General features: G+C 70.7%; 11 protein-coding genes. All 11 read left to right on the forward strand.

The window, feature by feature from the left end:
• Positions 1–46 precede the first annotated feature (46 nt).
• Positions 47–1,198, forward strand: a complete 1,152-nt coding sequence (locus ABZ880_RS31380) for an FAD-binding oxidoreductase (RefSeq protein WP_361269561.1) — start codon at positions 47–49, stop codon at positions 1,196–1,198.
• Positions 1,195–1,521: a (2Fe-2S)-binding protein gene (locus ABZ880_RS31385; RefSeq protein ID WP_361269563.1), complete on the forward strand. Its 327-nt coding sequence runs from the start codon at positions 1,195–1,197 to the stop codon at positions 1,519–1,521. Before ABZ880_RS31380 ends, ABZ880_RS31385 begins: the two co-directional genes overlap by 4 nt.
• Positions 1,514–2,923 (forward strand): FAD-dependent oxidoreductase, encoded by a 1,410-nt coding sequence (locus ABZ880_RS31390; protein WP_361269565.1) that lies wholly within the window; start codon positions 1,514–1,516, stop codon positions 2,921–2,923. Before ABZ880_RS31385 ends, ABZ880_RS31390 begins: the two co-directional genes overlap by 8 nt.
• Positions 2,920–3,810 carry a dihydrodipicolinate synthase family protein gene (locus ABZ880_RS31395; protein ID WP_361269568.1) on the forward strand — a complete coding sequence of 297 codons (891 nt, stop codon included), beginning with the start codon at positions 2,920–2,922 and terminating at the stop codon, positions 3,808–3,810. Before ABZ880_RS31390 ends, ABZ880_RS31395 begins: the two co-directional genes overlap by 4 nt.
• A gap of 13 nt (positions 3,811–3,823) precedes the next feature.
• Positions 3,824–4,825, forward strand: coding sequence for a proline racemase family protein (locus ABZ880_RS31400; RefSeq protein WP_361269570.1), 1,002 nt, complete (start codon positions 3,824–3,826; stop codon positions 4,823–4,825).
• A gap of 250 nt (positions 4,826–5,075) precedes the next feature.
• Entirely contained in the window at positions 5,076–5,756 is a 681-nt protein-coding gene (locus ABZ880_RS31405) for a GntR family transcriptional regulator (protein WP_361269572.1), read from the forward strand.
• 46 nt (positions 5,757–5,802) lie between these two features.
• Positions 5,803–6,798: a LacI family DNA-binding transcriptional regulator gene (locus ABZ880_RS31410; protein WP_361269575.1), complete on the forward strand. Its 996-nt coding sequence runs from the start codon at positions 5,803–5,805 to the stop codon at positions 6,796–6,798.
• A 110-nt stretch (positions 6,799–6,908) separates the two neighbouring features.
• Positions 6,909–8,255, forward strand: coding sequence for an extracellular solute-binding protein (locus ABZ880_RS31415; RefSeq protein ID WP_361269577.1), 1,347 nt, complete (start codon positions 6,909–6,911; stop codon positions 8,253–8,255).
• Positions 8,256–8,260: 5 nt separating this feature from the next.
• Positions 8,261–9,214 (forward strand): sugar ABC transporter permease, encoded by a 954-nt coding sequence (locus tag ABZ880_RS31420; protein ID WP_361269579.1) that lies wholly within the window; start codon positions 8,261–8,263, stop codon positions 9,212–9,214.
• Positions 9,211–10,086 carry a carbohydrate ABC transporter permease gene (locus ABZ880_RS31425; protein ID WP_361269582.1) on the forward strand — a complete coding sequence of 292 codons (876 nt, stop codon included), beginning with the start codon at positions 9,211–9,213 and terminating at the stop codon, positions 10,084–10,086. Before ABZ880_RS31420 ends, ABZ880_RS31425 begins: the two co-directional genes overlap by 4 nt.
• A 30-nt stretch (positions 10,087–10,116) precedes the next feature.
• On the forward strand, positions 10,117–11,703 hold the full coding sequence (locus tag ABZ880_RS31430) for a glycoside hydrolase family 13 protein (RefSeq protein WP_361269586.1): 1,587 nt from the start codon (positions 10,117–10,119) through the stop codon (positions 11,701–11,703).
• The last annotated feature ends 8 nt before the right edge of the window (positions 11,704–11,711 follow it).

An 11,711-nucleotide genomic window follows, 5' to 3' on the forward strand; every position in this document is an offset into this window, starting at 1 on the left:
TGCGCGCACTGTTTCCAGGACCAGTGGTATGTGACATAGTACTGGCGTGAGTCAGCGACTGACCTGCGATGTCGTGGTCGTCGGAGCCGGCATGACAGGCGCCGCCTGCGCCCTCTACGCAGCCCGCGCGGGCCTGGACGTCGTCGTCGTGGACCGCGGCCCGGTGGCCGGCGGCACCACCGGCGCGGGGGAGGGCAACCTCCTCGTCTCCGACAAGGAGCCCGGCCCGGAGCTCGACCTGGCCCTCCTGTCGAACCGACTGTGGGGCGAACTGGCCCTGGAATTCGGGGAGTCGATCGAGTACGAGGCCAAGGGCGGAGTGGTGGTGGCCACTTCACCCGGCGGCCTCACCGCGCTGGAGGACTTCGCCGACCGGCAGCGGGCCGCCGGAGTCACCGCCACGTCGGTCGAGGGCAACGCCCTGTACGACCTCGAACCCCATCTCGCCCCGGGCCTTCCCGGCGCCGTGCACTACCCGCAGGACGCCCAGGTCATGCCCGCCCTGGCCGCCGCCCACCTCCTCCGCGCCTCGGGCGCCCGCCTGTTCACCGGCCGCACCGTGACGGACGTCCTGCGCACGGCCGACGGGGCGGTACGCGGGGTGCGCACGGACCGGGGCGACATCCACGCCCCGGCGGTCGTCAACGCGGCCGGTACCTGGGGCGGCGACCTGGCCGCGCTCGCGGGCACCTCCCTGCCCGTCCTCCCGCGGCGCGGCTTCGTCCTCGTCACCGAACCGCTCCCGCGCATGGTCCACCACAAGGTCTACGCCGCCGACTACGTGGCCGACGTGGCCAGCGACTCGGCCGCCCTGCAGACCTCACCGGTCGTGGAGGGCACGGCGGCGGGGCCGATCCTGATCGGGGCGAGCCGCGAACGGGTCGGCTTCGACCGGTCGTTCTCGCTGCCGGCGCTGCGTGCCCTCGCGGCGGGCGCGACCAGGCTCTTCCCCTTCCTGGCCGACGTCCGCGCCATCCGCTCGTACGCCGGTTTCCGCCCGTACATGCCCGACCACCTGCCCGCCATCGGCCCCGACCCCCGCGTCCCCGGTCTCCACCACGCCTGCGGACACGAGGGCGCGGGCATCGGACTCGCCCCCGGCACCGGCCACTTGATCGCACAGACGCTGACCGCGAAGACACCCGACCTGGACCTGGCCCCGTTCCGCCCCGACCGCTTCCCCCAGGAGGCCGCGTGAGCTCCCCACTGGACCTGGCCCGGGCCCACCCGGGCCCGGCGTACACGGTCACGCTGGACGGCCGTGAGATCGAGGCAGTGCCCGGGCAGACCGTCGCCGCCGCGCTCTGGGCGAACGGCATCACCTCCTGGCGCACCACTCGCTACGGGGGACGCCCGCGCGGTGTCTTCTGCGGGATCGGCGTCTGCTTCGACTGCCTGGTGACGGTCAACGACCGCCCCAACCAACGAGCTTGCCTCGTCCCTCTGCAGCCGGGCGACGCGATCCGCACACAGGAGGGGACCGGCCGCGGTACACAGGAGGGGGCCGACGCCGATGACTGACCGACCGCACCTCGCGGTGATCGGCGCGGGCCCGGCGGGCCTCGCCGCGACCCTGGCCGCCGCCGCGCACGGCGTCCGCGTCACACTGCTCGACTCGGCCCCGGAGGCCGGCGGCCAGTTCTACCGCTGCCCCGCCACCGAGCTGCACGCCCGCCGCCCGCAGGCGCTGCACCACGAGTGGCGGACCTGGGAACGACTGCAGGACGGCCTCCGAACCCACCTACAGGCGGGCGTCGTACGCCACTTGACGGATCATCACGTCTGGTTCGCGGAGCGGTGGCCCGACGGCTTCACCGTGCACGCGCTGCTCGGCCCCGAGCAGGAGGACCCGGTGACGGTGCACGCCGACGCCGTGCTCCTGGCCACCGGCGGCTACGAGAAGGTCCTGCCCTTCCCCGGCTGGACCCTCCCCGGAGTCGTCACCGCGGGCGGTGCCCAGGCCATGCTCAAGGGCACGCTCGTGGTCTCCGGCCGCACCGCCGTCGTCGCCGGCACCGGACCGCTGCTGCTGCCGGTCGCGACCGGCCTCGCCGCGGCGGGCGTGGAAGTGGCGGCGCTCGTCGAGTCCGCCGACCCCAAGGCCTTCGTACGACGGACCCGGGCGCTGGCGGCGCAGCCCGGCAAGCTCGCCGAAGGTGCCCGGTACGCCGCCCAGCTGGCCCGGCACCGCGTACGCACCCTCACCCGGCACACCGTCGTCGAGGCGCACGGCGGCGAACGCCTGGAGGCGGTCACCGTCGCCGCCCTCGACGCCGAAGGGCGCATCCGCCCCGGCACCGAGCGCCGCATCCCGTGCGACACCCTCGCCGTAGGCCACGGCATGCTCCCGCACACCGATCTCGCGGAGACCCTCGGCTGCCGCCTCGACGGCCTGAACGTCCACGTCGACGACGAGCAGCGCACCGACGTGCCCGGCGTCTGGGCCGCGGGGGAGACCACCGGCATCGGCGGTTCGGCCCTCGCCCTGGCTGAGGGCCACATCGCCGGATGCTCGGCCGCGGCCCGCCTCCAGGGCACCGCACCCGACCCGCACGCATGGGCCACGGCCGCCAAGTCCCGTACTCGGCTGCGGGAGTTCGCCGCCGCGCTCGACTCCGTGTACAGCCCGCCCGCCCACTGGAGGGAGCAACTCACCGACGACACCGTCGTCTGCCGCTGCGAGGAGGTCACCGCGGGCGCCCTCCGCGAGGCCGTCGCGGGCCTCGGTGCCGGCGACGTACGCACCGCGAAGCTGCTGACCCGGGCCGGCATGGGCTGGTGCCAGGGCCGCATGTGCGCACCCGCGGTCGCCGCCCTCGCCGGATGCGAACTCGTCCCCTCCCGGCGGCCGTTCGCGCGCCCCGTACCCCTCGGCGTCCTCGCCCGCGAGCACACCCACCCCACCGATGGAGGCCTCTCATGACCGACCACCGTCCCTGGCGCGGCGTCCTCGTCGCCACCGCGCTGCCCCTGAACGACGACCTCTCCGTCAACTACGGCCGGTACGCCGAGCACTGCGCCTGGCTCGTCGAGAACGGCTGCGACGGTGTCGTCCCCAACGGCTCGCTCGGCGAATACCAGGTGCTCACTCCCGAGGAGCGCGCCAAGGTCGTCGAGACGGCCGTCGCCGCGATCGGCGGGCAGCGGGTCATGCCCGGCGTCGCCGCGTACGGGTCCGCGGAGTCCCGCCGCTGGGCCGAGCAGGCGCGGGACGCGGGCTGTGCGTCCGTGATGCTGCTGCCGCCCAACGCCTACCGCGCCGACGAGCGTTCGGTCCTCGCCCACTACGCCGAGGTCGCGAAGGCGGGCGTGCCGATCGTGGCGTACAACAACCCGATCGACACCAAGGTCGACCTCGTCCCCGAACTCCTCGCGAAGCTCCACGGCGAGGGGTACATCCACGCCGTCAAGGAGTTCTCCGGGGATGTCCGCCGCGCTTATCGGATCGCCGAACTCGCCCCGGAACTCGACCTGTTGATCGGCGCCGACGACGTCCTGCTCGAGCTGGCGATCGCGGGCGCGAAGGGCTGGGTGGCGGGATACCCGAACGCCCTGCCCGCTGCGAGCGTCGAGCTGTACCACGCGGCCGTCCGAGGCGATCTGGCCACCGCGAACCGCCTCTACCGGCAGCTGCACCCACTGCTGCGCTGGGACTCGCAGGTCGAGTTCGTGCAGGCCATCAAGGTCTCGATGGACGTGATCGGACGACACGGCGGCCCGGTCCGGCCGCCGCGCATGCCCCTGCTGCCCGAGCAGGAGGCCGTCGTCCGCGCCGCCACCGAGAAGGCCGTCGCCGCCGGACTCGCATAACGGAGGAGCGACCATGCGCAGCAAACTCGTCCTGCACGCCGTCGACTCGCACACCGAGGGCATGCCAACCCGCGTGATCACCGGCGGGATCGGCACCATCCCCGGCGCGACGATGAACGAGCGACGGCTGTACTTCCGCGAACACCGCGACGACATCAAGCAGTTGCTGATGAACGAGCCGCGCGGCCACTCCGCGATGAGCGGCGCGATCCTCCAGCCGCCGACCCGGCCGGACTGCGACTGGGGCGTCGTCTACATCGAGGTCTCCGGCTATCTGCCGATGTGCGGGCACGGCACGATCGGTGTCGCGACCGTCCTCGTGGAGACCGGCATGGTCGAGGTCGTCGAGCCCGTCACCACCATCCGCCTGGACACCCCGGCCGGGCTCGTCGTCGCCGAGGTGGCGGTGGAGGGCGGCGCGGCCAAGGCGGTGACGCTGAAGAACGTGCCGTCCTTCTCGGTCGGGCTCGACCGGAAGGCGACGTTGTCCGACGGGCGGTCAGTGACATATGACATGGCATACGGCGGCAACTTCTACGCCATCCTCCCCCTCGAGCAGTTCGGCCTCCCCTTCGACCGCTCCCGCAAGGACGAAATCCTCGCGGCGGGGCTGGAGTTGATGGACGCCATCAATGCGGACGACGAGCCCGTCCACCCCGAGGACCCGTCCATCCGCGGCTGCCACCACGTCCACCTCTACGCCCCCGGCTCCACCGCCCGCCACTCCCGGCACGCGATGGCCATCCACCCCGGCTGGTTCGACCGCTCGCCCTGCGGCACCGGGACGAGCGCGCGCATGGCGCAGCTGCACGCACGCGGTGAACTGCCGCTGCACACGGAGTTCGTCAACGAGTCGTTCATCGGCACCCGCTTCACCGGCCGCCTGCTCGACACGGCCGAGGTCGCGGGCCGCCCCGCGGTCCTGCCCAGCTTCACCGGCCGCGCCTGGATCACCGGAACCGCCCAGTACCTGCTGGACCCGGAGGACCCGTTCCCGGCGGGATTCGTGCTCTAGGGCCCGTCCGGCGGATCAGCTCGGCGCCGCGGGCCCTGGCACGAGCTCCCCCACTGCCTCAAAGGCGTGGGGGGACCCCCAGCGGCGTTGTCGTCGGTCTCCCCCACTCTCGGCTTCGCTCGAGCGGGGGGACCCCCATGACCCCGCTCGGGGCGGCTGCAAGGCGACCGTTTCTTGCAGCCGACCTGATCCGCCGGACAGGCCCTGGACGGCCCCGATAATGTCCGGTGACCCAAGGAGGACGATCACCATGGCCGTGCGGAACCGACCGGCTCTGCCTCATCTCGGCGGCAGGAAACCCAACTTCCGGGAACGGCTCGTGGACGTGCTGCGGGCCGCGCTGATCACCGGTGAACTGCGCGCCGGCGAGGTGTACTCGGCGCCGTCCCTCGCTCCCCGCTTCGGCGTCTCCGCGACCCCGGTGCGCGAGGCGATGCTCGAGCTGGTGAAGGAGGGCATGGTCGACATCGTCCCGAACAAGGGCTTCCGGGTCACCGAGGTCTCCGAGAAACAGCTCGACGAGTACACCCACGTCCGGTCCCTGATCGAGATCCCCACGACCGTCGCCCTCGCGATCACCGCCGACCCCGATGACCTGGAGGCGCTGCGCCCGCTCGCCTTGGAGATCGTCAGCTCGGCCGCGAGAGGCGACCTCATCGACTACGTCGAGGCGGACCTGCACTTCCACTCCGGTCTGCTCGCCCTCGCCGGCAACGAGCATCTCGTGGAAGTCGTACGGGACTTGCGGCGCCGTTCGCGGCTGTACGGACTGACCGCCCTGGTCGAGGCGGGGCGGCTGGACGCCTCCGCCAGGGAGCACCTCGAACTCCTCGACGCGCTGCTCGCGCGGGACGAGGAGGCCGTCCGCGAGGTGATCACCCGGCACCTCGGCCACGTACGCGGCCTGTGGGCGGCCCGCGGGGAAGAGTGACGCATCTACGCAAGCCGTTTGCGTTTCTTGCGCTATTCTTGCGTTCATGACGCGACGACTTGCTGAGGTGGCGAAGAAGGTCGGGGTCAGCGAGGCCACGGTCAGCCGGGTTCTCAACGGCAAGCCCGGGGTCTCGGAGGCCACCCGGCAGGCGGTGCTGTCCGCGTTGGACGTCCTCGGCTACGAGCGGCCCACGCAGCTGCGCGGCGAACGCGCGCGGCTCGTGGGCCTCGTCCTGCCCGAACTGCAGAACCCGATCTTCCCGGCGTTCGCCGAGGTGATCGGCGGCGCCCTCGCCCAGCTCGGCCTGACGCCGGTGCTGTGCACACAGACCAAGGGCGGCGTCTCCGAGGCCGACTACGTGGAGCTGCTGCTGCAGCAGCAGGTCTCCGGCGTCGTGTTCGCCGGCGGTCTGTACGCCCAGGCCGACGCCCCGCACGAGCACTACCGGCAGCTGGCCGAGCGGAACATCCCGGTGGTGCTGGTCAACGCGTCCATCGACGACCTGGGCTTCCCGGGCGTCTCCTGCGACGACGCGGTGGCGGTGGAGCAGGCCTGGCGGCACCTGGCCTCACTGGGCCACGAGCGTATCGGCCTGATGCTGGGACCGGCCGACCATGTGCCGTCGGCGCGCAAGCTCGCCACCGCGCAGACCATGGGGGAGCTGCCCGACGAGCACGTCGCCCGCGCCATGTTCTCGATCGAGGGCGGCCACGCGGCGGCCTCCCGGCTCATCGACCGGGGCGTCACCGGCATCATCTGCGCCAGCGACCCCCTGGCGCTCGGCGCGATCAGGGCCGCCCGCCGCAAGGGGCTGGCCGTCCCGTCCCAGGTGTCGGTCGTCGGCTACGACGACTCCGCGTTCATGAACTGCACCGAGCCCCCGCTCACCACCGTCCGCCAGCCCATCGAGGCCATGGGCAGGGCGGCCGTGGAGCTGCTGAACACACAGATCAACGGCAGTGCCGTAACCCCCGAAGAGCTGCTGTTCGAGCCCGAGTTGGTAGTTCGGGGGTCGACCGCGCAGGCGCCTCGTTCCTGAGATCCATCCGTCTGTCAAATAATTTCAGATTGCGCGCGACATCTTGTGGACAGATGTTGCCGGTGCTTGAGTGTGCCCCGCCCACCGCTCCTGCCACGAGGGGTCCACCGATGAGAAGCACCGGGTTCCGCCGTACGTTCGTCGCGCTCAGCGTCTGTTCTCTTGCTCTCACCGCGTCCGCCTGCGGGTCGGGCGACGACTCGGCGAGCGGCAAGACCCGCATCACGGTCAACTGCATGCCGCCGAAGAGCGCCAAGGTCGACCGGCGGTTCTTCGAGCAGGACATCGCCTCCTTCGAGAAGCAGAACCCGGACATCGAGGTCGCCGCACACGACGCCTTCCCCTGCCAGGACCCGAAGACCTTCGACGCCAAGCTCGCCGGCGGGCAGATGGAGGACGTCTTCTACACGTACTTCACCGACGCCAAGCACGTCGTCGACATCAAACAGGCGGCCGATCTCACCCCGTACATCAAGGAGTTGAAGAGCTACGACACCATCCAGAAGCAGTTGCGCGACATCTACACCGTCGACGGAAAGGTCTACGGCGTCCCGCGCACCGGCTACTCGATGGGCCTGATCTACAACCGCAAGCTCTTCGAGAAGGCCGGCCTCGACCCCGACCGGCCACCGGCCACCTGGGACGAGGTCCGCAGCGACGCCAAGAAGATCGCCGCACTCGGCAACGGCACCGTCGGATACGCCGACTACAGCGCCCAGAACCAAGGCGGTTGGCACTTCACCGCCGAGCTGTACTCGCAGGGCGGCGACGTCGTCAGCGCCGACGGCAAGAAGGCCACCATCGACACCCCAGAGGGCCGGGCCGTCCTGCAGACCCTGCACGACATGCGCTGGACCGACAACTCGATGGGCAGCAAGCAGCTCCTCGTCATCAACGACGTGCAGCAGATGATGGGTTCGGGCAAGCTCGGCATGTATCTGTCCGCGCCGGACAACATCCCGATCCTGGTGAAGGAGAAGGGCGGCAACTACAAGGACCTCGCCCTCGCTCCGATGCCCGGCGGCAAGGGCACGCTCATCGGCGGCGACGGCTACATGTTCAACAAGCACGACACGCCCGCCCAGATCCGCGCCGGCCTGCAGTGGCTGGACCACATGTTCCTCACTCCGGGCACAGGCTTCCTCGGCGACTACGCCCGCGCGAAGAAGGCCGACGCCCCGGTCGGCCTGCCCGAGCCGCGCCTGTTCACCGGCGCCGCCGACGCCAAGGACCAGCAGGTCAAGAAGGCCAACGCCAATGTGCCGGTGGCGAATTACCAGACCTTCCTGGACGGCAACCACACACTCCAGATGAAGATCGAGCCGCCCGACGCCCAGCAGATCTACTCCGTCCTCGACGGCACCGTCTCCGCCGTCCTCACCAAGAAGGACGCCGACATCGACCAGCTCCTCAAGGACGCCTCCGGCAAGATCGACAGCATCCTGGCGCGGGGCTGACGCACATGACGAAGACGGCCGAGCGGCGACCGGTCGGCAAGGTCGCCGTCCACCCGGTCCAGGCGCCGCCCCCGGCAGGGGACCGGAGGCGGCGCCGCCTCGCCGAGCAGGCCCGCGCCTACGCCTTCCTCCTCGGCGGCCTGATCTGCTTCGCGCTGTTCTCCTGGTACCCGGCGATCCGCGCGGTCGTGATCGCCTTCCAGAAGTACACGCCGGGCTCACCGCCCGAGTGGGTCGGCACCGCCAACTTCACCCGCGTCTGGCACGACCCGGAGTTCAGCGCGGCCTGGCGCAACACGCTCACCTTCACGCTGCTCGCCCTGCTGATCGGCTTCGCGATCCCCTTCGTGATGGCCCTCGTCCTCAACGAACTCCGGCACGCCAAAGCCTTCTTCAGGGTCGTGGTCTACCTCCCGGTGATGATCCCGCCGGTGGTCAGCGCCCTGCTCTGGAAGTGGTTCTACGACCCCGGAGCGGGCCTCGCCAACGAGGCGCTGCGCTTGCTGCACCTGCCCACATCCAATTGGTCCAACGGCGCCGACACCGCCCTCGTCTCCCTTGTGATCGTGGCGACCTGGGCCAACATGGGCGGCACCGTCCTGATCTACCTGGCCGCGCTCCAGTCCATCCCCGGCGAGCTGTACGAGGCGGCAGAGCTGGACGGCGCGAACCTGCTCCAGCGCATCCGCCATGTGACGATCCCGCAGACCAGGTTCGTCATCCTCATGCTGATGCTCCTTCAGATCATCGCGACGATGCAGGTGTTCACCGAACCGTTCGTGATCACGGGCGGCGGCCCGGAGAACGCCACGGTCACCGTCCTCTACCTGATCTACAAGTACGCCTTCCTCTACAACGACTTCGGCGGCGCCTGTGCGCTCAGCGTGATGCTTCTCGTGCTGCTCGGCGCGTTCTCGGCCCTCTATCTGCGGCTCACACGCTCCGAGGGGGACATATGAGCACCCGGACCATCGTCTCGCCGGCGACCCTGGCTCGCCCGCGCGGCAAAGCTGCTTACTGGGCGGTGTTCACCACCGTCGTCCTGCTCTTCGCCCTCGCCTTCCTCTTCCCCGTCTACTGGATGGTGACCGGCGCGTTGAAGTCGCCGGACGAGGTGGCGCAGACCCCGCCCACCGTCGTTCCCGAGCACTGGCACATCGGCGGCTACACCGACGCCTGGGACCTGATGCAGCTGCCGCAGCACCTGTGGAACACGGTGGTCCAGGCCGCCGGAGCCTGGGTGTTCCAGCTGGTCTTCTGCACGGCCGCCGCCTACGCCCTGTCCAAACTGCGGCCCGCCTTCGGCAAGTTGATCCTCGGTGGCATCCTCGCCACGCTGATGGTCCCGGCCCAGGCCCTCGTCGTACCGAAGTACCTGACCGTCGCCGACCTGCCGCTGATCCACACCAGCCTGCTCAACGACCCCCTTGCGATCTGGCTGCCGGCCGTCGCCAACGCCTTCAACCTGTACCTGCTCAAGAGGTTCTTCGACCAGATCCCGCGGGATGTGCTGGAGGCCGCCGAGATCGACGGCGCGGGGAAGCTGCGCATCCTGTCGTCGATCGTGCTGCCCATGTCCCGGCCGGTGCTCGGCGTCGTGTCGATCTTCGCTCTGGTCGCCGTGTGGCAGGACTTCCTCTGGCCGCTGATGGTCTTCTCCGACACCGCCAAGCAGCCCATCAGCGTGGCACTCGTCCAGCTGTCGCAGAACATCCAACTGACCGTGCTCATCGCGGCGATGGTGATCGCCAGCATCCCGATGGTCGCCCTGTTCCTGCTCTTCCAGCGGCACATCATCGCCGGGATCAGCGCGGGCAGCGCCAAGGGCTGACGCCCTCCCTCCGACAGAAAGGCAAGCACAGTGGGACAGCCCCGCCCTGCCCAGAAGGAGTGGTGGCGCTCCGCCGTCATCCACCAGGTGTACATCCGCAGCTTCGCCGACGGCGACGGCGACGGCACCGGCGACCTCGCGGGCGTCCGCTCGAAGCTGCCGTATCTCGCCGAACTCGGCGTGGACGCCCTGTGGTTCAGCCCCTGGTACCTGTCGCCGATGAAGGACGGCGGCTACGACGTCGCCGACTACCGCGCCATCGACCCGGCCTTCGGCACGCTCGCCGAGGCGGAGAAGCTGATCGCCGAAGCCCGGGAGCTGGGCATCCGCACCATCGTCGACATCGTGCCCAACCATGTCTCCGACCAGCACCCGTGGTTCCAAGCCGCACTCGCCGGCGCCCCGGAGCGCGAGCTCTTCCACTTCCGGACCGGCCGCGGAGCCCACGGCGAACTCCCGCCCAACGACTGGACGTCCCAGTTCGGCGGCCCCGCCTGGACCCAAATGCCCGACGGCGCCTGGTACTTGCACCTGTTCGCCCCCGAGCAGCCCGACCTGAACTGGGCCCACCCGGCCGTCCGCCAGGAGCATGAGGACATCCTGCGCTTCTGGTTCGAGCGGGGTGTCGCCGGAGTCCGCATCGACTCGGCCGCCCTCCCCGCCAAGGACCCCGCCCTGCCGGACTTCGTCGAAGGCCGAGACCCGCACCCCTACGTCGACCGCGACGAACTCCACGACATCTACCGGTCCTGGCGGGCGATCGCCGACGAGTACGACGGTGTCTTCGTCGGCGAGGTCTGGCTCCCCGACAGTGAACGCTTCGCCCGCTACCTGCGCCCCGACGAACTGCACACCGCCTTCAACTTCGCGTTCATGACCTGCCCTTGGGATGCTCAGAGGCTGCGTACGTCCATCGACGAGACACTCGCCGAGCACGCACCCGTGGGCGCCCCCGCCACCTGGGTGCTGTGCAACCACGACGTCACGCGTACGGTCACCCGCTACGGTCGCGCCGACACCGGATTCGACTTCGCCGCCAAGGCCTTCGGCACCCCGACCGACCTCGCCCTCGGCACCCGGCGCGCCCGCGCGGCCGCCCTGCTGTCGCTCGCCCTGCCGGGCGCCGTCTACGTCTACCAGGGCGAGGAGTTGGGGCTGCCCGAGGCCGACATCCCCCGCGACCGCATCGAGGACCCGATGCACTTCCGCTCCGGCGGCACCGACCCGGGCCGCGACGGCTGCCGGGTGCCGCTGCCCTGGGAGGCGGGCGCACCGTACGCGGGCTTCGGCTCCCGCGGGGAGCCATGGCTGCCGCTGCCCGAGGACTGGGCGTCGTACGCGGTCGACCGGCAGGCCCAGGACCCCGGTTCGATGCTGAGCCTCTACCGTACGGCGATCACGATCCGCCCCGTCTTCGGCGGCGGCCCGCTCACCTGGCTGACCGCACCCGACGGCGTCCTCGCCTTCGCCCGCGCCGACGGCGGCGTCCTGTGCGCGGTCAACCTCGCGGAAACTCCGGCCGACCTGCCCGCCCACACCCAACTGCTCCTGGCCAGCGGCCCCTTGGACCCCGAGGGACGGCTGCCGCAGGACACCGCGGTCTGGCTGCGCGCCTGAGACCGCAC

This window comes from Streptomyces sp. NPDC047043 (genome assembly GCF_040644055.1).
Taxonomy (GTDB): Bacteria; Actinomycetota; Actinomycetes; order Streptomycetales; family Streptomycetaceae; genus Streptomyces.

Bases quoted from the DNA above. Each gene is read 5' to 3' on its own strand.
- ABZ880_RS31405 (WP_361269572.1), top strand. From the start codon at position 5,076: ATGGCCGTGCGGAACCGACCGGCTCTGCCTCATCTCGGCGGCAGGAAA.
- ABZ880_RS31425 (WP_361269582.1), top strand. From the start codon at position 9,211: ATGAGCACCCGGACCATCGTCTCGCCGGCGACCCTGGCTCGCCCGCGC.
- ABZ880_RS31410 (WP_361269575.1), top strand. From the start codon at position 5,803: ATGACGCGACGACTTGCTGAGGTGGCGAAGAAGGTCGGGGTCAGCGAG.
- ABZ880_RS31415 (WP_361269577.1), top strand. From the start codon at position 6,909: ATGAGAAGCACCGGGTTCCGCCGTACGTTCGTCGCGCTCAGCGTCTGT.
- ABZ880_RS31420 (WP_361269579.1), top strand. From the start codon at position 8,261: ATGACGAAGACGGCCGAGCGGCGACCGGTCGGCAAGGTCGCCGTCCAC.
- ABZ880_RS31400 (WP_361269570.1), top strand. From the start codon at position 3,824: ATGCGCAGCAAACTCGTCCTGCACGCCGTCGACTCGCACACCGAGGGC.
- ABZ880_RS31395 (WP_361269568.1), top strand. From the start codon at position 2,920: ATGACCGACCACCGTCCCTGGCGCGGCGTCCTCGTCGCCACCGCGCTG.
- ABZ880_RS31390 (WP_361269565.1), top strand. From the start codon at position 1,514: ATGACTGACCGACCGCACCTCGCGGTGATCGGCGCGGGCCCGGCGGGC.